Origin of the sequence: Sporosarcina sp. P18a (genome assembly GCF_002743135.1) — a bacterium.
Lineage (GTDB): Bacteria > Bacillota > Bacilli > Bacillales_A > Planococcaceae > Sporosarcina.
In genome coordinates, this window is the sequence record NZ_PDYQ01000003.1 from 102487 (window position 1) to 123371 (window position 20885).

The 20885-nt window shown below is 42.4% G+C and carries 36 protein-coding genes; all 36 read right to left on the reverse strand.

What is annotated here, in order from left to right; translation table 11 throughout:
* Positions 1 to 6 precede the first annotated feature (6 nt).
* Positions 7 to 1725 (reverse strand): urease subunit alpha, encoded by a 1719-nt coding sequence (gene ureC / locus CSV75_RS10120; protein ID WP_099675752.1) that lies wholly within the window; start codon positions 1723 to 1725, stop codon positions 7 to 9.
* Complete coding sequence (locus tag CSV75_RS10125; RefSeq protein ID WP_099675753.1) at positions 1722 to 2045, reverse strand: urease subunit beta; 324 nt, start codon at positions 2043 to 2045, stop codon at positions 1722 to 1724. The genes ureC and CSV75_RS10125 overlap by 4 nt, the downstream gene beginning before the upstream one ends.
* Positions 2046 to 2075: 30 nt before the next feature.
* Entirely contained in the window at positions 2076 to 2378 is a 303-nt protein-coding gene (locus CSV75_RS10130; RefSeq protein WP_099630551.1) for an urease subunit gamma, read from the reverse strand.
* A gap of 802 nt (positions 2379 to 3180) precedes the next feature.
* On the reverse strand, positions 3181 to 3573 hold the full coding sequence (gene rpsI / locus CSV75_RS10135) for a 30S ribosomal protein S9 (RefSeq protein WP_029053248.1): 393 nt from the start codon (positions 3571 to 3573) through the stop codon (positions 3181 to 3183).
* 19 nt (positions 3574 to 3592) lie between these two features.
* A complete protein-coding gene (rplM, locus tag CSV75_RS10140) occupies positions 3593 to 4030 on the reverse strand; it encodes a 50S ribosomal protein L13 (protein WP_099630550.1) in 438 nt (145 codons plus the stop codon).
* Positions 4031 to 4204: 174 nt separating this feature from the next.
* On the reverse strand, positions 4205 to 4933 hold the full coding sequence (truA, locus tag CSV75_RS10145; RefSeq protein ID WP_369825375.1) for a tRNA pseudouridine(38-40) synthase TruA: 729 nt from the start codon (positions 4931 to 4933) through the stop codon (positions 4205 to 4207).
* A 14-nt stretch (positions 4934 to 4947) separates the two neighbouring features.
* Positions 4948 to 5745 carry an energy-coupling factor transporter transmembrane component T family protein gene (locus tag CSV75_RS10150; RefSeq protein ID WP_099672992.1) on the reverse strand — a complete coding sequence of 266 codons (798 nt, stop codon included), beginning with the start codon at positions 5743 to 5745 and terminating at the stop codon, positions 4948 to 4950.
* The gene (locus CSV75_RS10155) at positions 5739 to 6614 is read right to left on the reverse strand and encodes an energy-coupling factor ABC transporter ATP-binding protein (protein WP_099675754.1); all 876 of its coding nucleotides are present in this window, start codon (positions 6612 to 6614) and stop codon (positions 5739 to 5741) included. The genes CSV75_RS10150 and CSV75_RS10155 overlap by 7 nt, the downstream gene beginning before the upstream one ends.
* A complete protein-coding gene (locus CSV75_RS10160) occupies positions 6590 to 7447 on the reverse strand; it encodes an energy-coupling factor ABC transporter ATP-binding protein (protein WP_099675755.1) in 858 nt (285 codons plus the stop codon). The genes CSV75_RS10155 and CSV75_RS10160 overlap by 25 nt, the downstream gene beginning before the upstream one ends.
* Positions 7448 to 7723: 276 nt before the next feature.
* A complete protein-coding gene (rplQ, locus tag CSV75_RS10165; protein WP_099630546.1) occupies positions 7724 to 8104 on the reverse strand; it encodes a 50S ribosomal protein L17 in 381 nt (126 codons plus the stop codon).
* Positions 8105 to 8134: 30 nt separating this feature from the next.
* On the reverse strand, positions 8135 to 9079 hold the full coding sequence (locus CSV75_RS10170; RefSeq protein ID WP_029053255.1) for a DNA-directed RNA polymerase subunit alpha: 945 nt from the start codon (positions 9077 to 9079) through the stop codon (positions 8135 to 8137).
* 123 nt (positions 9080 to 9202) lie between these two features.
* Complete coding sequence (gene rpsK / locus CSV75_RS10175) at positions 9203 to 9592, reverse strand: 30S ribosomal protein S11 (protein WP_009499031.1); 390 nt, start codon at positions 9590 to 9592, stop codon at positions 9203 to 9205.
* Between the two features lie 25 nt (positions 9593 to 9617).
* The gene (rpsM, locus tag CSV75_RS10180; RefSeq protein WP_085132003.1) at positions 9618 to 9983 is read right to left on the reverse strand and encodes a 30S ribosomal protein S13; all 366 of its coding nucleotides are present in this window, start codon (positions 9981 to 9983) and stop codon (positions 9618 to 9620) included.
* A 24-nt stretch (positions 9984 to 10007) separates the two neighbouring features.
* Positions 10008 to 10121, reverse strand: coding sequence for a 50S ribosomal protein L36 (gene rpmJ, locus CSV75_RS10185; protein ID WP_076758849.1), 114 nt, complete (start codon positions 10119 to 10121; stop codon positions 10008 to 10010).
* A 39-nt stretch (positions 10122 to 10160) separates the two neighbouring features.
* Entirely contained in the window at positions 10161 to 10379 is a 219-nt protein-coding gene (infA, locus tag CSV75_RS10190) for a translation initiation factor IF-1 (RefSeq protein WP_029053257.1), read from the reverse strand.
* A 345-nt stretch (positions 10380 to 10724) separates the two neighbouring features.
* Entirely contained in the window at positions 10725 to 11378 is a 654-nt protein-coding gene (locus tag CSV75_RS10195; RefSeq protein ID WP_099630545.1) for an adenylate kinase, read from the reverse strand.
* Positions 11379 to 11424: 46 nt separating this feature from the next.
* Complete coding sequence (secY, locus tag CSV75_RS10200) at positions 11425 to 12717, reverse strand: preprotein translocase subunit SecY (RefSeq protein ID WP_099630544.1); 1293 nt, start codon at positions 12715 to 12717, stop codon at positions 11425 to 11427.
* Positions 12717 to 13157: a 50S ribosomal protein L15 gene (gene rplO, locus CSV75_RS10205; RefSeq protein WP_029053260.1), complete on the reverse strand. Its 441-nt coding sequence runs from the start codon at positions 13155 to 13157 to the stop codon at positions 12717 to 12719. Before rplO ends, secY begins: the two co-directional genes overlap by 1 nt.
* A 32-nt stretch (positions 13158 to 13189) precedes the next feature.
* Positions 13190 to 13372 carry a 50S ribosomal protein L30 gene (gene rpmD, locus CSV75_RS10210; RefSeq protein WP_099635777.1) on the reverse strand — a complete coding sequence of 61 codons (183 nt, stop codon included), beginning with the start codon at positions 13370 to 13372 and terminating at the stop codon, positions 13190 to 13192.
* A 13-nt stretch (positions 13373 to 13385) separates the two neighbouring features.
* The gene (gene rpsE / locus CSV75_RS10215) at positions 13386 to 13886 is read right to left on the reverse strand and encodes a 30S ribosomal protein S5 (RefSeq protein ID WP_083034251.1); all 501 of its coding nucleotides are present in this window, start codon (positions 13884 to 13886) and stop codon (positions 13386 to 13388) included.
* Between the two features lie 22 nt (positions 13887 to 13908).
* The gene (gene rplR / locus CSV75_RS10220; protein ID WP_029053263.1) at positions 13909 to 14271 is read right to left on the reverse strand and encodes a 50S ribosomal protein L18; all 363 of its coding nucleotides are present in this window, start codon (positions 14269 to 14271) and stop codon (positions 13909 to 13911) included.
* Between the two features lie 33 nt (positions 14272 to 14304).
* The gene (gene rplF, locus CSV75_RS10225; RefSeq protein WP_099630542.1) at positions 14305 to 14844 is read right to left on the reverse strand and encodes a 50S ribosomal protein L6; all 540 of its coding nucleotides are present in this window, start codon (positions 14842 to 14844) and stop codon (positions 14305 to 14307) included.
* Positions 14845 to 14874: 30 nt separating this feature from the next.
* Complete coding sequence (gene rpsH / locus CSV75_RS10230) at positions 14875 to 15273, reverse strand: 30S ribosomal protein S8 (RefSeq protein ID WP_029053265.1); 399 nt, start codon at positions 15271 to 15273, stop codon at positions 14875 to 14877.
* Positions 15274 to 15303: 30 nt separating this feature from the next.
* A complete protein-coding gene (locus tag CSV75_RS10235) occupies positions 15304 to 15489 on the reverse strand; it encodes a type Z 30S ribosomal protein S14 (RefSeq protein WP_008298870.1) in 186 nt (61 codons plus the stop codon).
* Between the two features lie 20 nt (positions 15490 to 15509).
* A complete protein-coding gene (gene rplE, locus CSV75_RS10240; RefSeq protein ID WP_085132008.1) occupies positions 15510 to 16049 on the reverse strand; it encodes a 50S ribosomal protein L5 in 540 nt (179 codons plus the stop codon).
* Positions 16050 to 16075: 26 nt separating this feature from the next.
* Entirely contained in the window at positions 16076 to 16387 is a 312-nt protein-coding gene (gene rplX / locus CSV75_RS10245; RefSeq protein WP_029053267.1) for a 50S ribosomal protein L24, read from the reverse strand.
* A 35-nt stretch (positions 16388 to 16422) separates the two neighbouring features.
* Positions 16423 to 16791, reverse strand: coding sequence for a 50S ribosomal protein L14 (gene rplN, locus CSV75_RS10250; RefSeq protein WP_081243203.1), 369 nt, complete (start codon positions 16789 to 16791; stop codon positions 16423 to 16425).
* Between the two features lie 38 nt (positions 16792 to 16829).
* Positions 16830 to 17093 (reverse strand): 30S ribosomal protein S17, encoded by a 264-nt coding sequence (rpsQ, locus tag CSV75_RS10255; RefSeq protein WP_099675756.1) that lies wholly within the window; start codon positions 17091 to 17093, stop codon positions 16830 to 16832.
* A gap of 17 nt (positions 17094 to 17110) precedes the next feature.
* Complete coding sequence (gene rpmC / locus CSV75_RS10260; RefSeq protein ID WP_025783856.1) at positions 17111 to 17311, reverse strand: 50S ribosomal protein L29; 201 nt, start codon at positions 17309 to 17311, stop codon at positions 17111 to 17113.
* The gene (rplP, locus tag CSV75_RS10265) at positions 17301 to 17735 is read right to left on the reverse strand and encodes a 50S ribosomal protein L16 (RefSeq protein WP_029053270.1); all 435 of its coding nucleotides are present in this window, start codon (positions 17733 to 17735) and stop codon (positions 17301 to 17303) included. Before rplP ends, rpmC begins: the two co-directional genes overlap by 11 nt.
* Before the next feature lies 1 nt (position 17736).
* Positions 17737 to 18399: a 30S ribosomal protein S3 gene (rpsC, locus tag CSV75_RS10270; protein ID WP_085132010.1), complete on the reverse strand. Its 663-nt coding sequence runs from the start codon at positions 18397 to 18399 to the stop codon at positions 17737 to 17739.
* Positions 18400 to 18402: 3 nt separating this feature from the next.
* Positions 18403 to 18747 (reverse strand): 50S ribosomal protein L22, encoded by a 345-nt coding sequence (rplV, locus tag CSV75_RS10275; RefSeq protein ID WP_037561627.1) that lies wholly within the window; start codon positions 18745 to 18747, stop codon positions 18403 to 18405.
* Between the two features lie 20 nt (positions 18748 to 18767).
* On the reverse strand, positions 18768 to 19046 hold the full coding sequence (gene rpsS / locus CSV75_RS10280) for a 30S ribosomal protein S19 (RefSeq protein ID WP_099630540.1): 279 nt from the start codon (positions 19044 to 19046) through the stop codon (positions 18768 to 18770).
* Between the two features lie 60 nt (positions 19047 to 19106).
* Complete coding sequence (gene rplB, locus CSV75_RS10285; RefSeq protein WP_099630539.1) at positions 19107 to 19937, reverse strand: 50S ribosomal protein L2; 831 nt, start codon at positions 19935 to 19937, stop codon at positions 19107 to 19109.
* Between the two features lie 33 nt (positions 19938 to 19970).
* The gene (rplW, locus tag CSV75_RS10290) at positions 19971 to 20258 is read right to left on the reverse strand and encodes a 50S ribosomal protein L23 (protein WP_085132013.1); all 288 of its coding nucleotides are present in this window, start codon (positions 20256 to 20258) and stop codon (positions 19971 to 19973) included.
* Complete coding sequence (gene rplD, locus CSV75_RS10295) at positions 20258 to 20881, reverse strand: 50S ribosomal protein L4 (protein ID WP_099635778.1); 624 nt, start codon at positions 20879 to 20881, stop codon at positions 20258 to 20260. The genes rplW and rplD overlap by 1 nt, the downstream gene beginning before the upstream one ends.
* Positions 20882 to 20885 lie beyond the last annotated feature (4 nt).

The following is a 20885-nucleotide window of genomic DNA, read 5'->3' on the forward strand; positions in this document are numbered from 1 at the left end:
TTCACCTCAGAATAGGAAATAGCGTTGCCCCATTGGCACCTCGTCAACTGGGTCACATGTTATAAGCTTTCCATCGATTTTCACTTCGTACGTTTGTGGATCTACATCAATATGTGGTGTAGCTGTATTTAATTTCATATCTTTTTTCGTAAGACTCCGTATGTTACGGACAGGCAGTACTACTTTTTCAAGTCCAAGCTTCTCTTTTATTCCTTGATCATATGCGATCTGTGAAACAAATGTAATGGAACTTTGCGGCAATGCCTTCCCGAGTGTTGCGTACATCGGACGGTAAATCATTGGTTGCGGTGTAGGAATGGTTGCATTTGCATCGCCCATTAAGCTAAATACCGCCATTCCACTCTTCAAAATCATCTCCGGTTTAACTCCAAAGAACTTCGGATCCCAAAGGACAAGATCAGCCATTTTGCCAACTTCAATTGAACCGATATACTCAGATACCCCGTGAGCAATAGCAGGATTAATCGTATATTTAGCGACATAGCGTTTTACCCGAATATTATCCGAATACTCACTATCACCTTCCATCACGCCAAGTTGCTTTTTCATTTTATGGGCTACTTGCCACGTACGAAGAGCAACTTCACCGATACGGCCCATCGCCTGAGAATCGGAGCTTGTCATACTAAAGACACCCAAGTCTTGTAATATATCTTCCGCTGCAATCGTTTCGTTGCGAATGCGTGAATCTGCGAATGCGATATCTTCTGGCACGGAAGGATTTAAGTTATGTGCAACCATTACCATATCCAAATGCTCATCAATCGTATTAATCGTATACGGCAATGTAGGGTTGGTAGAAGCCGGCAACACATTCATCATACCAGCCGATTTAATCAAATCCGGAGCGTGTCCGCCTCCCGCACCTTCCGTATGATACATATGAATACCTCGACCATTAATTGCCTTGATCGTATCTTCAAAGAATCCTGATTCATTCAACGTATCCGCGTGAAGTGCGACTTGTACATCATATTCATCAGCAATTCGTAATGCATGATCAAGAACGGACGGTGTCGCGCCCCAATCTTCATGGACTTTCAAACCAATCGCACCAGCAATTATTTGTTCTGCCAAGGGAGCTCCCGCTGCCGCATGTCCTTTACCTGTTAAACCAATATTGATTGGTTGTCCATCTAAAGCCTTCAGCATGGAGTGAAGATGCCAGGCACCCGGTGTGGCTGTCGTAGCCCTAGAACCATCTCCTGGTCCAGCTCCGCCGCCGATTAGTGTGGTTGTCCCCGCCGTCAGTGCAACATCGACTTGTGCGGGATTAATGAAATGCACATGCGTATCAATTGCGCCAGCCGTAATGATTTTACCTTCCCCCGAAATCACTTCAGTGGAAGCCCCAATAATAATGTCTACTTTGTCTTGCACAAGCGGATTACCTGCTTTTCCGATACCCGAAATTTTACCGTCACGAATCGCTAGGTCGGCTTTATATATCCCCGTATAGTCAAGAACGACGACGTTTGTAATGACAGTATCAGGTACTCGTTCATCTTCTTCACGCGTAATAAGCGGATGTTGCCCCATTCCATCACGAATGACTTTCCCACCGCCAAATACAACTTCTTCTCCATATTTCGTAAAATCTTTTTCAATTTGGATAAACAAATCGGTATCTGCTAATCGAACAGAGTCTCCGGTTGTTGGTCCAAACATTTGAGCATATTGCTCTCTATCCATTTTAAAACTCATTTCGTATTCCCGCCTTCCAATGGTCCGTCTACTTTATTGTGAAATCCGTAAACTTCTCTTTCTCCAGCATAGTCAATTAGTTGTATTTCTTTCTCATCGCCCGGTTCAAAACGAACAGCAGCACCTGCAGGTATGTTGAGACGTTTACCGTACGTCACTTCCCGATCAAATTGTAATGCAAGATTCACTTCGTAAAAGTGGTAATGAGAGCCAATTTGGATAGGTCTATCGCCATGATTAATTACTTGTACATGTATACTTTCCGTGCCTTCATTACAAGTAATCGGTTCATCTTTTAAAATATATTCGCCTGGTATCATCGTTACGTCTCCTTTCTTTCCATCAACAATTTATCTTATTGGATTATGCACTGTGACCAACTTCGTTCCATCCGGGAATGTCGCCTCTACTTGAATATCATCGATCATTTCTGGAATGCCATCCATTACATCTTCACGAGATAAAATCGTTGCACCATAAGACATGAGTTCTGCCACAGTTTTACCGTCTCTGGCACCTTCCATCACCTCATACGTAATGAGTGCCATGGCTTCTGGGTAGTTCAATTTAAGTCCTCGTTCTCTTCGTCTTCTAGCAACATCTGCAGCAACAACAATCATTAGTTTATCCATTTCACGCGGTAGTAATCGCATTGTTCAACCTCCTAAAATAATAGTATGTATTATATTCCATTAGTGCGCTTCTCTCATAATCCACTTTAATAGAAGGCTTTAAATATTCCGAGTATTTAACGAGCTATTAGTAGCTCACATGAATTTTCGGGATAAACTTAAGCCATCCCTTTTAAATAAGGCCCTGTTTGAAGCAACAAGGCAAAGAAAAAGTCGGTATACCGACAGTATCCCCTTAAGTTAGTTAGCATAAACGTTGCCACGCCTAAAGTTTTTGCTAGTAAATGACTAATGGGCAGTCATGGATGCAAGTTCGAACTATACGTGTAATGTAACAAAGTGTGTTATATAATGGTTTGATCGCAAGTTGATCCGATTGTGATTCATACATCCGGGGAGGATCGGTGAATCTCTTGGGTATTCGAAACAACTGGAATGGGGGGATTGTGTCCATTTACCTCATTTAAAAACAGTGGAAACGGCTGGGAGTTACTGCTACTAATTTATTGTACAGCTTTGTGGCGAAGAATCAAGTGTTCACGCTTACACAATGAGCTGGTAAGATATCTACTCACAGAAGTACTGCTAAAGCTATTTTATTGCAGATAAAATGCTTGGATCACCTCTCATCATACAATCATCTGGTATACAAAACTTCGCAAATTATGTGTGATGCGAACATTTGTAAATTAGCAAACGATACTCCTAGTGTCAGCACTATTTACTGACCAGCCAGTAGTAACTGTTCATCCCCAAAATATAGCTAATGCTACACGCAAAAAAGCCCTTCTCATTAAATAATGAGAAAGACTTTTGAAAAAAATTATCGTTTTGAGAATTGTGGTGCACGACGCGCGCCGCGAAGACCGTATTTTTTACGTTCTTTCATACGTGGATCACGTGTTAGGAATCCTGCTGATTTAAGTGCTGCACGGAAATCAGGATCTACAGTAAGCAATGCACGAGCAACGCCGTGACGGATTGCGCCTGCTTGACCTGTATAACCTCCACCGTGAACGTTAACGTGGATATCGTAGCTTCCAAGTGTTTCCGTTGTTACTAGTGGTTGTTTAATGATTTCACGAAGTGTTTCGAATGGTACGTAGTCCTCTACATCACGATTATTGACGACAATTTTACCTTCGCCAGGAATTAGACGTACACGAGCTACTGAACTTTTACGACGGCCAGTGCCGATATATTGTACTTGTGCCAAGTGGGTTTCCTCCTCTTAATTAACCGCGAAGCTCGAAAGCTTCTGGTTTTTGTGCGCTATGCTGATGCTCTGGACCAGCGTATACGTGTAATTTCTTGATTGTTTGACGACCTAGAGGACCGTTTGGAAGCATTCCTTTAATCGCTAGTTCAAGCATTTTTACAGGGTAGTTAGTACGCATCTCAAGTGCAGTACGTGACTTAAGACTACCTGTATAACCAGAGTGACGGTGGTATAATTTATCTTTCAATTTATTACCTGTCAAATGGATTTTTTCAGCGTTGATGATGATGACGTGATCGCCTGTATCAACATGTGGTGTAAACGTTGGTTTATGTTTACCGCGTAAAAGAGTTGCAACTTCTGAAGCAAGACGACCAAGCGTTTGTCCTTCAGCGTCGACAACTAGCCATTTACGTTCGACTTCGTGACCTTTAGCCATGAATGTTGTGCGCATATTGTATTTCCTCCTAAAATATCGAATCTGTTCCCTTGTTTTCTCTATCCCTAAACACAAATAAACTTCCGGGGCTTGTTTGTGGGGTTATTGAAATACCATTTATCATGTTATACTTTATTGTCAATAAAGTCAAGCGTTTTTATGAAAACGCCAGGATTAGTTGCCATGAGCTCAATAGGTCACTTCTATTAAGTACAAACCGTGTGCTGCCGCTGTCTTCCCTGCCCTTTGACGATCTTTCGCCTCGAGAATCTTCTGGACATCTTCCGGCTCGTCCCAACCAATACCAACAGCCAGCAAAGCACCGGCAATCGTACGAACCATATTGTAAAGAAATCCATCACCTTCCACTTCAAGAATCAGTTCCTCCTGATGTCGCTCAAGTGTTAGTTTTCGGATTGTGCGGACTTTATTCAAGGTAGCGGTCTTCGCTGAACAGAAACTTGTGAAATCATGTGTACCGATTAAATAGGCAGCACCTGCATTCATTCGTTCCACGTCCGGATTCCATCTACCTAAATGGACTGCAAAATTACGCTCAAATGGACTTTGCAATTCTCCATAAGACCATTTATATCGATACGTTTTACCTTTTGCACTGTAACGCGCATGAAATTCTTTAGACACCTGTTCAATCGCAGTTATGCGTACGTCCTTAGGTAGTAGCACATTCAATGCCATCAGCCAGCGATCACCTAAATCCAGAGGTGTATCAAAATGGATCACCTGACCTAGCGCATGAACGCCAGCATCAGTTCGTCCGCTTGCTACCGCGTGTGATGTCGAATCTTTATGCAATTTCACAAGCGCCTTATCAATCTCTGCTTGAACTGTCCGCATGCCTGGCTGGGATTGATAGCCAGCAAAATCCGTGCCATCATACGAAACAGTCGCTTTCATTCGTTTCAATCTATTCACTTCCTCACCCATAGCAATACACCTACCAATAGCACAAAAGCGATCAAGACAACAGTATCCCTCATTTGCCAAGACAGCTGTCGGAACCTTGTGCGACCTTCTCCGCCACGGTAGCCACGCACTTCCATTGCAATCGCCAAATCTTCCGCGCGCTTAAATGCACTAACAAATAGCGGGACAAGCAAAGGAATGACTGCCTGTATCCGTTCTTTGATGGAACCGGTACTTAAATCAGAACCTCTTGCTAGTTGTGCCTTTAATATTTTATCTGTTTCGTCCATTAAAGTTGGAATGAAACGTAGAGAAATGGACATCATGAGTGCTAATTCGTGTACGGGTAATTTCAGCTTTTTAAAAGGATTGAGTAGCGTTTCCAACCCATCCGTAATCGAGATCGGTGAAGTGGTTAGCGTCAATACTGTCGTAATCAACACAAGCACCAAAAATCGGATGGATATGAATATACCCATTCGCAATCCTTCTTCATAAACTTTAATAAACTTCCATTCAAATAGAAGGGGGCCTTCACGTGTAAAGAAAATATGTAATAGAAGAGTAAAAATAATTAAAAAGATGACAGGTTTTAATCCGTTGATCAGAAAATAAGGTCTGATTCTGGCAAGCGCAATGACAAATGCTGTGAAACCAAGCAAAATAGCATAAGACACTACGTTGTTGGCCAAGAACACCGCTATTACAAACAGAAAGACAAAGAGTAATTTGGAACGCGGATCCATACGATGGACAATAGAAGTACCAGGAATAAAACGACCGATAATCATTTTTTCTAACATGGCCGCTCCTCTTTCCTTGCAATAGCTTTTGCTAATTCTTGTGCCAATACGTCTTCCGTAAGTGCAATACGATCAAAACATCGTCCCCTCATCTTTTCTATCTGACGCTGAAAACGCACGGAACGTGGGACGCTGAGTCGAAATGAATGAAGTTCCTCTTCCTGACTATATATTTCTTCAGGCGTTCCTTCCATCACAGCTGTTCCCTCATGCATTACCAGAATTCGATCACTGTAGCGTGCAGCATCTTCCATACTATGGGTAACGAGGATAGTCGTTAGACTCTCTGTCTTATGCAAATGATGGAACAACTCCATGATCTCTTTACGGCCTTTAGGATCCAACCCCGCTGTTGGCTCGTCAAGTACCAAGACAGATGGTTTGAATGCGAGGATACCTGCAATCGCAACACGCCGCATTTGCCCTCCTGATAGCTCAAAAGGTGACTTCTGCAACACGTCTTCAGGAAGACCTAAAAGCTTCACTAGTTCATGTGCACGAGCCCTCGCTACCTCTTTCGGCACTCCAAAATTGATAGGGCCGAACATAATATCTTTTTCAACTGTTTCCTCAAATAACTGATGTTCAGGAAACTGAAACACAATTCCTACGTGCTGTCGAACTTCCTTCATCTGCTTACCTTTAGTCTGGGCAGTAATTACCGTGTCACCTATTTTGACAATACCCTCAGAGGGCTTTAGCAATCCATTCAAATGAAGTAATAAGGTCGATTTCCCTGATCCTGTATGCCCAATGATGGAAGTATAAGAACCTGAAGGAATCGTAGCTGTCACGTCCTGCAGGGCACGTTTCTCAAACGGTGAATCTTTAGCGTATAAGTAGCCTACTTGCTGAAGTGATATGTCCACAATTCATTCACCAACTCTTCTTCTGTCATATGATTGCCAACCAACTCTACGCCAGCTATTCTCAATAACTCAGAAACACGTAAAGCAAACGGCAGATCGAGCCCAACCTTTTCAAGTTCAGTACCTTGTTGAAAGATTTCTTGCGGTGAACCTACCATCAATACTTGTCCTTCATTCATTACCAATATACGATCTGCCAATAATACCTCTTCCAAGTCATGCGTAATAGATAACACAGTCAATCCGATTTCAGAGCGTAACCTCTTAACGATCTCGATTACTTCTTCACGTCCCTGGGGATCCAACATGGAAGTAGCTTCATCTAGTATAAGAAGTTCGGGGTGCAAAGCTAATGCACCTGCAATCGCCACACGCTGCTTCTGCCCCCCCGAAAGATGATGTGGTTCATGGTTGATGTAATCTTTCATCTTCACCTGCTCCAGAGCCTCATGGACACGTTTTACCATCATGTCGTGTGGTACGCCATTGTTTTCGAGTGCAAATGCCACATCATCCTGCACGGTCGAACCGACAAACTGATTATCAGGGTTCTGAAAGACAATACCCATACGCGAACGTGTTTCCCAAAGATTCTCTTCAGATAGTCGTTCCGAAAAGAGATGTACTTCACCTGACGAAGGAAACATCAAGCCAATCAATAGCTTGGCTAACGTCGACTTACCAGAACCATTATGTCCTACAACTGCCAGCCATTCTCCTTCATATAAAGTGAAAGATACATCATGTAATGCTTTAGTTGACATACGCGAAGATTCCTCTTCTTCCATGTCGTAAGAAAAGTCAACATGGTGCATCGACGCTATTTCCTCCATCTGGACTCCCCCTCTTAAGTGTTGTTATGAATTAATGTAGTTTTTATGTAATGAATTATTCTTATGTATAAAAAAAAAGCGCGTACCTCATCTAAGGAATGCGCCTTTGAAAACGAAAATGCCGGGTGCTCATGCCGACATCTCAGATGAGGTACGTAGAGCTAGACCAGTCGATTACTCGCGGATCATAACACTCAGCTTTTATGTCGTATAAATCTCGTACTTGTAATAAAAGGGTGTGCTGTGCGTGACAGACACACCCTCGAAGTGTTGGAATTACACCAGTTCGATAATAACTACTGGTGCGCCATCGCCACGGCGAGGTCCCATTTTCATTATACGTGTATAACCGCCTTGGCGATCTGCATAACGTGGTGCTACTGTATCAAAAAGCTTTTGAAGTGCAAACACTGTTGCTTCTTCGCCTTCTGCGTTTTCAACAGCTACCTTTTCACGACGAATATATTCAGCCGCTTGACGACGCGCGTGAAGATCTCCACGTTTTCCAAGAGTGATCATCTTTTCAACTACTTTACGTAATTCTTTCGCACGTGTTTCAGTTGTTTGGATGCGCTCATGAATAATAAGATCTGTCGTTAAGTCGCGAAGCATTGCTTTACGTTGTGAACTTGTGCGTCCAAGTTTTCTGTATCCCATTTGAAGTTACCCTCCTTCAATATATGTCAGTTATTCTTCAGAGCGTAACTCAAGGTTTAGCTCATCCAATTTAGCCTTCACTTCTTCAAGTGATTTACGGCCTAAGTTACGCACTTTCATCATTTCGTCTTCGGACTTGTTAGCAAGTTCTAAAACTGTATTGATGCCTGCACGCTTCAAGCAGTTATAAGATCGGACAGAAAGATCAAGTTCTTCAATCGTCATTTCCAGAACCTTTTCTTTTTGGTCTTCTTCTTTTTCTACCATGATTTCTGCAGTTTGTGCTTCGTCAGTCATACCAACGAATATATTTAAATGCTCTGTTAGAATTTTAGCTCCAAGTGATACCGCCTCTTTAGGACCTATGCTTCCATCTGTCCATACGTCGAGTGTCAACTTATCAAAGTTGGTACTTTGTCCGACGCGAGTGTTTTCAACTTGGAAGTTAACGCGTGATACAGGAGTGTAAATCGAGTCAATTGGAATCACACCAATCGCTAGATCCTCACGTTTGTTTTGATCGGAAGGAACATATCCGCGTCCACGTACAGCATACATACGCATACGTAAATGTCCATTTTTACCGAGAGTAGCAATCGGGAGATCTGGATTTAATACTTCGACATCACTATCATGTGTGATGTCTGCAGCCGTCACGACGCCTTCACCTTTCACATCGATCTCAATAACTTTCTCATCATCTGAGTAAATTTTGAGTGCTAGTTTCTTCACATTCAAAATAACTGTAGATACGTCTTCGACGACACCTTCAATTGTAGCGAATTCATGAAGTACACCATCGATTTGAATAGATGTCACAGCAGCTCCTGGTAATGAAGACAAGAGAATGCGGCGCAAGGAATTCCCTAGGGTATTTCCATATCCACGCTCTAAAGGTTCGATAATAAACTTACCGAACTGTGAATCTTCACCGATCGTTACTGTTTCAATCTTTGGTTTCTCAATCTCGATCATTTATTTACCCTCCTAAAAACGTCTCTATATTGGTTTAACCTTATTGAATTCACTGATAATAGATAGTCTATTTCAACAGTATTAACAAAAAATGTCTTTCTTAATCCAATAGATTCAAACCGATTATACGCGACGACGTTTTGGCGGGCGACAACCATTGTGCGGAACCGGAGTTACGTCTCTGATTGCAGTAACTTCAAGACCTGCAGCCTGTAGTGAACGGATAGCCGCTTCACGACCAGCACCTGGCCCTTTAACTGTTACTTCCAATGATTTCAAACCATGTTCCATTGCTGTTTTTGCTGCAGTTTCAGCAGCCATTTGTGCAGCAAACGGAGTAGATTTACGGGAACCTCTAAAGCCAAGTGCACCAGCGCTAGACCATGAAAGTGCATTACCGTGGCTATCCGTGATAGTTACGATAGTGTTATTGAACGTTGAACGGATATGTGCAATACCAGTCTCAATATTCTTTTTTACACGACGTTTACGAGTTTGTTGTTTACGTGCCATGTTGGAAAGAACCCTCCTTTACCTATTATTTTTTCTTGTTAGCCATTGTGCGTTTAGGACCCTTACGCGTACGTGCATTGTTTTTCGTGTTTTGTCCACGAACAGGCAATCCACGACGGTGACGGATTCCACGGTTACTACCGATTTCCATCAAACGCTTGATATTAAGAGAAGTTTCACGACGAAGATCTCCTTCTACTTTCAAGCCGTCAATTTGTTCACGAATCTTATCCAGCTCAGCGTCAGTTAAATCACGAACGCGAGTCTCTTGTGAAACGTCAGCTGCAGTTAAAATTGATTGTGCAGTTGTTTTACCAATACCGAATATATATGTCAATGAAATGACAACGCGCTTATCGCGCGGAACGTCTACACCAGCAATACGTGCCATATAAGTTGTGCACCTCCTTGTGTTTTAGCCTTGTCTTTGTTTGTGCTTTGGATTTTCACAGATTACCATTACTCGGCCGCGTCTACGAATAACTTTACATTTTTCGCAGATCGGTTTTACAGATGGTCTTACTTTCATCCTACCCAACCTCCTTCAATATTTCGGGAGTGCAAAAGTTTATTTGAAACGGTATGTGATACGACCACGTGTTAAATCGTAAGGTGAAAGTTCCAATGTCACCTTGTCGCCTGGCAGAATACGAATAAAGTGCATACGAATTTTACCTGACACGTGTGCAAGCACAGTATGTCCGTTTTCTAACTCCACTTTAAACATCGCATTCGGCAACGTTTCAAGAACAGTTCCTTCTACCTCAATTACGTCGTCCTTCGCCATCAATCCTGTCTCCCTTCTATATCCAATAAAGGCTTTCACCATCGAGCGGCATCAGTTGCCTTCAAAAGGCTTCCTTCAACATATGTCCAGTTAGCATGAGTGATGTTCGAAAGACGTCTGCCACATTTCGCTGTTTCGCATAAATTGCGAATGAGATCCTTTATTGCCCTCGTTGCAGTGCCAATTATATATTATACTGCCATTGACAATAGAATGCATGTCGGAACTACCAAGGAATTAATGATAAACTCTCATTTATCTTATAACAGGAACTTAAAGCTTTTGCAGATCGTTTTCATCCATTACTTTCCGAACCATGATGAAAATGTGCCCGAAAAGGATTGATTACTTATTACGTTGTTGCAAAATTGCATCCAAGTCCTTGAATACAAGATTAATGTCCTGTTGGCCATTAATTTTAGTCAGTACACCTTTTTCGCCATAAAAGTCGAGTAAAGGAGCTGTCTGATTCATATTTACTTCCAGACGATTCATGACAGTATCCGGATTGTCATCTGCACGCTGGTAAAGTTCGCCGCCATCTTTATCACACACATCTTCTACCTTTGGTGGGTTGAAGATCAAGTGATACGACGTGCCACACACTTTACAAATCCGACGACCAGATAATCTTGCGACTAATTCTTCCGTATCGACTTCGATATCCAATACGTACTCAATGCTTTTTCCTAGGTCCTTAAGTAAAGCATCTAGTGCTTCAGCTTGAGGTACTGTTCTAGGGAAACCATCTAGCAAGAATCCATTGTCACAATCCGTTTTGCTTAACCGCTCACGCACGATACCAATGGTAACCTCATCAGGAACTAATGCGCCTTGATCCATGAACGATTTTGCTTTAACTCCAAGTTCCGTGCCATCTTTGATGGCAGCACGGAACATATCGCCTGTAGAAATATGAGGGATTCCGTACTTCTCGACAATTTTGTCTGCTTGTGTACCTTTACCAGCACCAGGCAGACCCATTAATACGATATTCATACGTCCTTGCCCTCCATTTGTTTACAATAGGTCAGGCTATTGTTCTTTATTTCATAAAGCCTCTGTAATGTCTCTTCACTAACTGTGATTCTAATTGCTTCATTGATTCGAGGGCGACCCCTACTACGATGAGCAAGCTCGTTCCACCGATTTGAGCGGATTGAGGTAAATTCGCCAAGTTAATGAAGAAGATTGGCATAACCGCTACGACGGCCAAGAAAATTGAGCCGACGAACGTCAATCTATACAGAGTACTTGTTAAGTACTTTTGAGTGTTTGCTCCTGGGCGTATTCCCGGAATATATGCACCTTGCTTTTTCAGATTGTCTGCCATATTTTCTGGATTCACTTGAATGAATGCGTAGAAATATGTAAACGCAATAATAAGTGTTACATACAAAATCATACCGATCGGATTCGTATAATCGAAGATCCGAATAATAGTTTTAGTTACACTGTTTTCACCGAAAAACGGAGCAATTTGTTGTGGCGTAATGAAGAATGCCACCGCAAAGATTACCGGGATAACTCCTGCAGCATTCAATTTCAAAGGTAAGTGTGTTTGTTGACTTGCAACAGACTGATTACGTCCTGAGACACGCTTCGCATATTGAATCGGAATTTTCCGCAATGCTTCTTGGAAGTAAATAACCCCGACTACAATAGCTACGATCACGATCAATAATAAGACCATCGTTGCAATTCGAATAAATAGTGCATCTCCAGCGTCTTGAATTTGCGTTACATACAACTGGTTAACAGCATTTGGAATGCCGGCAACAATCCCTGCAAAGATAATGATGGAAATACCATTCCCAACACCTTTTGCAGTAATTTGTTCACCAAGCCATAGTAGGAAAGCTGTACCGGCAGTCAATACAATTGCAATTGTGATATAAGTGGATATGCTGTTGTCTTGAATCAGTGTACCGCCAAATGTTTGGTTAAAACCAAATGACATGGCAAGTGCTTGAATAAAGGCAAGAACAATCGTGAAATATCTTGTGAATTGTGCAAGTTTTCGTCTTCCGACGTCCCCTTGTTTTGACCACTCAGTAAACTTCGGAACAACATCCATCTGCAAGAGTTGTACAATGATGGACGCCGTGATATACGGCATAATCCCCATTGCAAAGATCGAGAAGTTGGATAATGCTCCTCCACCGAATGTGTTCAAGAATCCGATAAACTGGTTATCTGATTGTTGTAAAGCAGTTGCATCAACGTTTGGAACCGGAACAAATGTCCCTAGTCTAAAAACGATGAGCACTAGGAGGGTGAAAATTATTTTAGACCGGATCTCCTTCACACGCATGAAATTAGAGATTGTCTGAAACATTATACCACCTCTGTTTGCCCGCCTGCTTTTTCAATTGCTTCTTTTGCAGAAGCGGAGAATTTGTTAGCACGTACTGTAATCTTCTTATCAAGTGTTCCGTTACCCAGAATCTTGATACCAGATTTAGCGTTGCTTACAACACCAGTTTCAATTAGCAATTCCGGCGTTACTTCCGTGCCTTCTTCGAAACGATTTAATGTATCGAGGTTAACGATGGCATAATCTTTACGATTGATGTTCGTGAACCCGCGCTTAGGAAGTCGTTGGAAAAGAGGAATTTGTCCACCTTCGAAACCAAGACGTACACCGCCGCCTGAACGAGCGTTTTGACCGTCATGACCTCTACCAGAAGTCTTACCTGTTCCAGATCCAATCCCACGACCAACACGTTTGCGGTTTTTACGAGATCCTTCAGCTGGTTTTAGCTCATGTAATTTCATCTTATCGGCACCTCCTTATTGTAAAATAGTACTTAAATTTCTTTAACGGTTACCAAGTGGCTAACTTTTGTAAGCATACCACGGATGGCATCGTTGTTTTGATGCTCAACTGTTTGATTTAACTTTCGAAGGCCTAGTGCTTCAATTGTTTTACGCTGTGTTGGCTTTGAACCAATAACACTTTTCGTAAGGGTGACTTCAAGTTTGTTCGTCATTGTATTTCCCCCCTTAACCTAACAGTTCTTCTACGGATTTACCACGCAATTTGGCAATGTCTTCTGCGCGTTTCAAATTCTGCAACCCTTCGATTGTTGCACGTACCATGTTGATCGGTGTGCTTGAACCAAGAGATTTAGAAAGAATATCCGTGATGCCTGCAAGTTCAAGTACCGCACGGACAGGTCCACCTGCGATAACACCAGTACCCGGAGCAGCTGGTTTGATGAGGATTTGTCCTGCACCAAAGCGTCCGATTACTTCATGTGGAGTTGTACCTTTGACCATTGGCACTACAATCAAGTTTTTCTTCGCATCTTCAATTGCTTTACGGATTGCATCTGGAACTTCTTGTGCTTTACCAGTACCAAAACCGACACGACCGTTTTTATCACCAACTACGACAAGTGCAGTGAAGCGGAAACGACGTCCACCTTTTACAACTTTCGCAACGCGGTTGATCGTTACTACGCGTTCTTCAAACTCACTTTTGTTCTGATCATTACGACGCATGAAATATGTCCCTCCCTCTTAATTAAAATTCCAGACCATTTTCGCGTGCAGCGTCAGCTAATGCTTTTACACGGCCGTGGAAAAGATATCCGCCGCGGTCAAAAACAACCGCCTTAACGTCTTTTTCAACAGCTTTCTTTGCAATAAGCTCGCCAACTTTAGCTGCAGATTCAGTGTTGCCAGTAGAACCAGCCTCAACATCGTTATCTCTTGTAGAAGCGCTAACGATTGTTACACCATTCAAGTCATCAATCAATTGTGCATAGATGTGCTTGTTTGAACGGTAAACGTTTAGACGTGGACGCTCTGCAGTTCCGCTGATTTTCGTACGCACACGTGCGTGACGCTTTTTACGGACAGCGTTTTTATCTTGTTTCGTGATCATCGGAGTCACTCCTTCCAAATACCTCAGGCGGTATTATTTACCTGTTTTACCTTCTTTACGACGAACGATTTCGCCTTCATAACGGATACCTTTGCCTTTATACGGCTCTGGTGGACGTACTTGACGGATGTTAGAAGCAAGAGCACCTACGTGTTCTTTGTTGTATCCGCGAACAATTATTTTCGTGTTCGCTGGAACTTCAACTTCTACACCTTCTTCTGGCGTGAATTCAACTGGGTGTGAGTAACCTACGTTCAATACAAGTTTTTTCCCTTGCATAGAAGCACGATATCCAACCCCAACCAATTCAAGTGTGCGTTCAAATCCTGTAGATACTCCCACTACCATGTTATTAAGTACAGAGCGTGTAGTACCGTGAATTGAACGGTGGGCTTTTGATTCAGAAGGACGAGTAAATGTAATTACGTTGCCTTCGTGATTGATCGTGATTTCTTTATCTAATTGTCTCGAAAGTTCACCTTTCGGACCTTTAACAGTAGCGAAGTTTTCCTCTGAAATTGTTACAGTAACGTTTTCAGGGACTTCGATCTGACGATTACCAATACGGGACATTCTATTGCACCTCCATTCAATTGTAGCTAATTACCAAACGTAAGCGACGACTTCTCCGCCGACTTGTTTAGCGCGGGCTTCTTTGTCTGTTAATACACCGTTTGATGTAGAAACAAGTGCAACACCTAAGCCGTTAAGTACTTTAGGAACTTCATTTGATTTAGCATATACACGAAGTCCTGGTTTAGAAATACGTTTCAAGCCATTGATAACGCGTTCGTTATCCTGACCGTATTTTAGGAAAATGCGGATGATGCCTTGTTTGTTATCTTCCACGTATTCCACATCACGAACGAAACCTTCTCGTTTTAAGATCTCAGCGATTTCTTTCTTTACGTTTGAAGCAGGTACCTCAAGCTTCTCGTGGCGAACCATGTTCGCATTACGGATGCGTGTAAGCATATCTGCAATCGGATCACTCATTGTCATTTGAATTAACCTCCTTCCCTAATTAGGGGTTTACCAGCTGGCTTTTTTGACGCCAGGAAGTTGTCCCTTGTATGCAAGTTCGCGGAAACAAATACGGCAAAGTTTAAATTTGCGATATACTGAATGTGGACGGCCACAACGTTCGCAGCGTGTATATTCTTGTACTTTATACTTTGGCGTACGTTTCTGTTTAGCGATCATAGATTTCTTAGCCACGTTTTCGCCTCCCTATTATTTTACTTTTGGAATGGCATGCCACACTGTGCAAGCAACTCACGTGCTTCTTCATCAGTGTTAGCTGTCGTCACGATGACGATATCCATCCCTCGTACTTTTGATACTTTATCGAAGTCAATTTCAGGGAAAATAAGTTGCTCTTTCACACCAAGAGTATAGTTACCGCGACCGTCGAACGCTTTTTTAGAAACGCCACGGAAGTCACGTACACGTGGTAATGAGATTGTAACTAATTTATCGAGGAACTCATACATGCGCTCACCGCGAAGCGTTACTTTAGCTCCGATCGGCATTCCTTCACGTAAACGGAATCCTGCGATAGATTTTTTCGCTTTAGTAATGACTGGTTTTTGACCTGAAATAGTTGCAAGATCCTCAACAGCTGCATCAAGTGCTTTTGTATTTTGGACAGCATCACCAACACCCATGTTGATAACGATTTTGTCTACTTTAGGAACTTGCATAACAGATGTATATTCAAACTTGCTCATTAGAGCAGGTGTGATTTCTTTAGAAAACTTCTCTTTCAAACGACTCATCAGTCGGACCTCCCTTCATGCAATACTTACTTATCCAATGATTCACCGGATTTTTTTGCAATACGTACTTTTTTACCGTCTTCCATTTTGTAACCTACACGAGTCGGCTCGCCTGTTTTAGGATCGATTACCATCACGTTGGAGACGTGTATTGTAGACTCTTGGCTTACAATTCCGCCTTGTGGGTTTTCTTGGTTCGGCTTTGTGTGTTTTTTGACGATATTAATACCTTCAACTAGCACACGGTCTTTTTTCGGATAAGCAGTTAGGATCACACCTGTTTTACCTTTATCTTTCCCAGAGATCACCATTACTTTGTCGCCTTTTTTAACGTGCATTTATCGCACCTCCTTGACTGGCTCTGTCATTAGAATTAAAGAACTTCTGGAGCAAGTGAAATGATTTTCATGAAGTTATTGTCGCGTAGTTCGCGAGCAACTGGTCCGAAAATACGTGTTCCACGTGGCCCTTTATCATCACGGATAATAACGCAAGCATTCTCATCGAATGTAATGTATGAACCGTCTTTACGACGAACTCCACTTTTCGTACGAACGATGACCGCTTTAACAACGTCACCCTTCTTAACAACGCCACCTGGTGTTGCCTTCTTAACCGTAACAACAACTACGTCACCGATGTTAGCTACTTTACGACCTGATCCGCCTAGTACTTTAATTGTAAGTACTTCGCGCGCGCCAGAGTTGTCAGCAACTTTCATTCTACTTTCCTGTTGAATCATCGAGGTTACCTCCTTCCGAAATCTGAGTTAAAAACCTATTAGATGATAATCGCTTTTTCAACGACTTCTAGAAGACGGAAACGCTTAGTTGCTGATAATGGACGTGTTTCCATAATACGAACAACATCGCCGATTTTCGCTTCGTTTAGCTCATCATGAACTTTAAGTTTCTTGGAATACTTTACAGGCTTACCGTATAAAGAATGTTTTTTGTGTGTTTCTACCATTACCGTAACGGTTTTATCCATTTTATCGGAAACCACACGGCCTGTGTATACTTTGCGCTGATTACGCTCAGTCATGGCTGCAACCTCCTTCATCAGTTATTTGCACTGATTTCTCTTTGTCGTATTACAGTTTTCATGCGCGCAATCGATTTGCGTACTTCACGGATGCGTGCAGTGTTTTCTAATTGACCTGTCGCTAACTGGAAGCGAAGGTTGAAAAGCTCTTCTTTAAGTGATTTCACTTTTTGCTCGATCTCTGCAGTTGTTAAGTCACGAATTTCATTAGCTTTCATTAGACTCACCACCAATTTCTTGTCGTTTTACAAACTTGCTTGTTACAGGAAGTTTGTGCGATGCAAGTCTAAGTGCCTCACGAGCAACCTCTTCTGAAACACCTGCAATTTCGAACATTACTCTACCAGGTTTCACAACTGCAACCCAGCCTTCTACAGCACCTTTACCGGAACCCATCCGGACTTCAAGAGGCTTTTTAGTATATGGTTTGTGCGGGAAAATATTGATCCATACTTTACCGCCACGTTTCATGTAACGAGTCATAGCAATACGAGCAGATTCAATCTGACGGTTAGTGATCCAACTTGCTTCTAGAGCTTGAAGACCATACTCACCAAACTGAACTGTAGCGCCACCTTTTGTTTCACCACGCATTTTCCCACGGAATACACGACGATGTTTTACACGTTTAGGCATTAACATATTATTTGCCTCCTTCCCCAGAGTTCTTCTTAACTTTTACTGGAAGGACTTCACCACGATAAATCCATACCTTTACGCCAAGCTTACCATAAGTAGTATCAGCTTCAGCATGTGCATAATCTATATCTGCACGTAATGTATGAAGAGGGACAGTTCCTTCACTGTAGTGTTCCGCACGAGCGATATCCGCTCCGCCGAGACGTCCAGATACTTGTGTTTTAATTCCTTTTGCACCAGAACGAATAGTACGTTGAATCGCTTGTTTCTGAGCACGACGGAATGATACACGACTTTCCAATTGACGAGCGATTGATTCTGCAACTAATCTTGCATCCAAATCAGCACGTTTGATTTCTACGATGTTGATGTGTACACGCTTGCCTGTAATTTCGTTAAGTTGCTTACGAAGTGTTTCTACTTCGGAACCACCTTTACCGATAACCATACCTGGCTTTGCAGTGTGGATTGTAATATTAACACGCTTAGCAGCACGCTCAATTTCAACTTTTGAAACTGATGCTTCTACAAGACGTTTTTCGATGTATTCACGGATCTTTAAGTCTTCATGTAGTAAGGACGCATAATCTTTTTCCGCGTACCATTTTGAGTCCCAGTCACGGATGACGCCTACACGTAGTCCATTAGGATGTACTTTTTGGCCCACTAATTACCCCTCCTTCTTTTCAGATACCACTAATGTGATGTGGCTTGTACGTTTGTTGATCGCACTTGCACGACCTTGTGCACGTGGACGGAAACGTTTCATTGTTGGTCCTTCATCTACGAATACTTCACTGACGATTAAGTTCTCAGTATCCATTTCGTAGTTATGTTCAGCGTTTGCAATTGCTGATTTCAATAATTTTTCCACGACTGGAGATGCCGCTTTAGGCGTAAGTCGTAGAATAGCCATAGCTTCACCTATATTCTTGCCGCGGATAAGATCAACGACCAAACGAACTTTGCGAGAAGCAATACGGACTGTGCGTACAGATGCTTTAGCTTGTTGCATCAGGATAACCTCCTCTCAAATTAGCGTTTTGTTTTCTTATCGTCGGCACCATGGCCTCGGTATGTGCGTGTAGGTACGAATTCACCTAGTTTGTGACCTACCATATCTTCTGTTACATAAACAGGAACATGTTTACGTCCATCATATACTGCAATCGTCAATCCGATGAAAGTCGGGAAGATTGTTGAACGGCGTGACCATGTTTTAATAACTTGTTTCTTTTCTGCGTCTTTTTGTGCGTCAACCTTTTTTAGTAAATGGTCATCTGCAAAAGGTCCTTTTTTCAAGCTGCGGCCCATTCTGGAACCTCCTTCCGAGTATGTACTACGGTCCATCTACTGAACCGCAGTGCAATAACATTATTTTTTACGACGGCGAACGATAAGTTTATCTGATTTATTGTTCTTCGTACGTGTCTTGAATCCAAGAGTTGGTTTACCCCATGGAGTAACAGGACTCGGACGACCGATTGGTGTACGGCCTTCACCACCACCGTGTGGGTGATCGTTAGGGTTCATTACAGATCCACGAACAGTTGGACGTTTGCCTAACCAACGTGAACGACCTGCTTTACCAATATTGATCAATTCGTGTTGCTCGTTACCAACTTGACCGATTGTAGCACGGCAAGTAGCAAGGATCATACGAACTTCTCCTGATTGCAGACGAATGATGACGTATTTGCCTTCGCGTCCTAGTAGTTGAGCTGAAGTTCCTGCAGAACGAACTAATTGTCCGCCTTTACCTGGCTTCATTTCAATGTTGTGAATTGTGGAACCCATAGGGATGTTCTCTAGTGGTAGAGCATTTCCTACGCGGATATCCGCTTCAGGTCCTGAAATGATTGTGGAACCTACTGTCAATCCTTTAGGAGCAAGGATATATCTCTTTTCACCATCTGCATAATTGATTAATGCGATGTTTGCTGAACGGTTTGGATCGTATTCGATCGTAGCAACGCGTCCTGGAATGCCATCTTTCCGACGTTGGAAATCGATGACACGGTATTGGCGCTTATGTCCTCCACCTTGGTGACGAACTGTCATTCTACCTTGGTTGTTACGTCCGCCTTTACGCTTGACTGGTTCAAGCAATGATTTTTCTGGTTTGCTAGCAGTAATCTCAGCAAAGTCAGAAGAAGTCATGTTACGACGTCCGTTGGAGGTAGCTTTGTACTTCTTAATCGCCATTTTGTGTTCCCTCCTTCATTTATTATGAGTTAATTACATTTCAAAAAGTTCGATATCTTTGGAATCAGTAGTCAGTGTAACAATTGCCTTACGACGCTTGTTTGTATAACCAGCATGTTTCCCCATACGCTTGAACTTACCTTTGTAGTTCATAACGTTAACTTTTTCAACTTTAACACCGAAGATTTCTTCAATAGCTTGTTTCACGTGAGTTTTGCTCGCGCGTGTATCAACTTCGAATGTATATTTTCTTAAGTCTTCCATTTGTTCAGAAGAACGCTCGGTAATGACCGGACGTTTCAGAATATCACGTGCTTCCATTAACCAAGCACCTCCTCGACTTTTTCTATTGCTGCTTTTGTCATTACAAGCTGGTCATGTCCGACTAGGTCTAGAACATTGATACCGTTCGCTGAAACGACGCTGATCCCTGGAATGTTGCGAGCAGACAATGCTACTGATTCTTCTAGGTCAGCTGTAACAAATAATGCTTTCTTCGTGATTGATAGATCTTCAAGCACTTTTACAAAGCCTTTTGTTTTTGGTGCGTCAAATGCTAAGTTATCTAGAACGATTAGCTCTTCAGCCGCTACTTTAGTAGATAGAGCAGATAGAAGTGCTAAACGACGAACTTTCTTAGGCATTTTATAGCTGTAACTACGTGGTGAAGGACCGAATACGATACCGCCTCCACGCCATTGTGGTGATCTGATTGAACCCTGACGAGCACGACCTGTGCCTTTTTGACGCCATGGTTTACGACCGCCGCCTGCTACTTCCGCGCGAGTTTTAACCTTGTGGTTACCTTGGCGTAAAGAAGCTTGTTGTTGAACAATTGCTTCGAATAATACTGCTTCATTCGGCTCGATTCCAAAAATCGCATCGTTTAATTCGATGTCGCCGACAGCAGAACCTGTTTGACTTACTACAGATACTTTAGGCATTCCT

What these genes read in the sequence shown, in the direction of transcription:
- ureC (WP_099675752.1), bottom strand. Translation starts at nt 1,725, where the DNA reads ATGAGTTTTAAAATGGATAGAGAGCAATATGCTCAAATGTTTGGACCA.
- CSV75_RS10125 (WP_099675753.1), bottom strand. Translation starts at nt 2,045, where the DNA reads ATGATACCAGGCGAATATATTTTAAAAGATGAACCGATTACTTGTAAT.
- CSV75_RS10130 (WP_099630551.1), bottom strand. Translation starts at nt 2,378, where the DNA reads ATGCGATTACTACCGCGTGAAATGGATAAACTAATGATTGTTGTTGCT.
- rplM (WP_099630550.1), bottom strand. Translation starts at nt 4,030, where the DNA reads ATGCGCACAACATTCATGGCTAAAGGTCACGAAGTCGAACGTAAATGG.
- truA (WP_369825375.1), bottom strand. Translation starts at nt 4,933, where the DNA reads ATGAAAGCGACTGTTTCGTATGATGGCACGGATTTTGCTGGCTATCAA.
- CSV75_RS10150 (WP_099672992.1), bottom strand. Translation starts at nt 5,745, where the DNA reads ATGTTAGAAAAAATGATTATCGGTCGTTTTATTCCTGGTACTTCTATT.
- CSV75_RS10160 (WP_099675755.1), bottom strand. Translation starts at nt 7,447, where the DNA reads ATGGAGGAAATAGCGTCGATGCACCATGTTGACTTTTCTTACGACATG.
- rplQ (WP_099630546.1), bottom strand. Translation starts at nt 8,104, where the DNA reads ATGGGATACAGAAAACTTGGACGCACAAGTTCACAACGTAAAGCAATG.
- CSV75_RS10170 (WP_029053255.1), bottom strand. Translation starts at nt 9,079, where the DNA reads ATGATCGAGATTGAGAAACCAAAGATTGAAACAGTAACGATCGGTGAA.
- rpsK (WP_009499031.1), bottom strand. Translation starts at nt 9,592, where the DNA reads ATGGCACGTAAACAACAAACTCGTAAACGTCGTGTAAAAAAGAATATT.
- rpsM (WP_085132003.1), bottom strand. Translation starts at nt 9,983, where the DNA reads ATGGCACGTATTGCTGGTGTAGACGTTCCGCGCGATAAGCGCGTTGTC.
- rpmJ (WP_076758849.1), bottom strand. Translation starts at nt 10,121, where the DNA reads ATGAAAGTAAGACCATCTGTAAAACCGATCTGCGAAAAATGTAAAGTT.
- infA (WP_029053257.1), bottom strand. Translation starts at nt 10,379, where the DNA reads ATGGCGAAGGACGACGTAATTGAGGTAGAAGGAACTGTTCTTGAAACG.
- CSV75_RS10195 (WP_099630545.1), bottom strand. Translation starts at nt 11,378, where the DNA reads ATGAATATCGTATTAATGGGTCTGCCTGGTGCTGGTAAAGGTACACAA.
- secY (WP_099630544.1), bottom strand. Translation starts at nt 12,717, where the DNA reads ATGTTTCAGACAATCTCTAATTTCATGCGTGTGAAGGAGATCCGGTCT.
- rplO (WP_029053260.1), bottom strand. Translation starts at nt 13,157, where the DNA reads ATGAAATTACATGAGCTAAAACCAGCTGAAGGATCTCGTAAAAACCGC.
- rpmD (WP_099635777.1), bottom strand. Translation starts at nt 13,372, where the DNA reads ATGACGAACAAACTTGAAGTCACCCTTACGAAAAGTGTTATTGGTTCA.
- rpsE (WP_083034251.1), bottom strand. Translation starts at nt 13,886, where the DNA reads ATGCGTCGTAATGATCAGAACAAAAGTGAGTTTGAAGAACGCGTAGTA.
- rplR (WP_029053263.1), bottom strand. Translation starts at nt 14,271, where the DNA reads ATGATCACGAAACAAGATAAAAACGCTGTCCGTAAAAAGCGTCACGCA.
- rplF (WP_099630542.1), bottom strand. Translation starts at nt 14,844, where the DNA reads ATGTCCCGTATTGGTAATCGTCAGATCGAAGTCCCTGAAAACGTTACT.
- rpsH (WP_029053265.1), bottom strand. Translation starts at nt 15,273, where the DNA reads ATGACAATGAGTGATCCGATTGCAGATATGCTTACACGCATCCGTAAT.
- rplE (WP_085132008.1), bottom strand. Translation starts at nt 16,049, where the DNA reads ATGAGTCGTTTGAAAGAGAAGTTTTCTAAAGAAATCACACCTGCTCTA.
- rplX (WP_029053267.1), bottom strand. Translation starts at nt 16,387, where the DNA reads ATGCACGTTAAAAAAGGCGACAAAGTAATGGTGATCTCTGGGAAAGAT.
- rplN (WP_081243203.1), bottom strand. Translation starts at nt 16,791, where the DNA reads ATGATTCAACAGGAAAGTAGAATGAAAGTTGCTGACAACTCTGGCGCG.
- rpsQ (WP_099675756.1), bottom strand. Translation starts at nt 17,093, where the DNA reads ATGACTGAGCGTAATCAGCGCAAAGTATACACAGGCCGTGTGGTTTCC.
- rpmC (WP_025783856.1), bottom strand. Translation starts at nt 17,311, where the DNA reads ATGAAAGCTAATGAAATTCGTGACTTAACAACTGCAGAGATCGAGCAA.
- rplP (WP_029053270.1), bottom strand. Translation starts at nt 17,735, where the DNA reads ATGTTAATGCCTAAACGTGTAAAACATCGTCGTGTATTCCGTGGGAAA.
- rplV (WP_037561627.1), bottom strand. Translation starts at nt 18,747, where the DNA reads ATGCAACAAGCTAAAGCATCTGTACGCACAGTCCGTATTGCTTCTCGC.
- rpsS (WP_099630540.1), bottom strand. Translation starts at nt 19,046, where the DNA reads ATGGGCCGCAGCTTGAAAAAAGGACCTTTTGCAGATGACCATTTACTA.
- rplB (WP_099630539.1), bottom strand. Translation starts at nt 19,937, where the DNA reads ATGGCGATTAAGAAGTACAAAGCTACCTCCAACGGACGTCGTAACATG.
- rplW (WP_085132013.1), bottom strand. Translation starts at nt 20,258, where the DNA reads ATGGAAGCACGTGATATTCTGAAACGTCCGGTCATTACCGAGCGTTCT.
- rplD (WP_099635778.1), bottom strand. Translation starts at nt 20,881, where the DNA reads ATGCCTAAAGTATCTGTAGTAAGTCAAACAGGTTCTGCTGTCGGCGAC.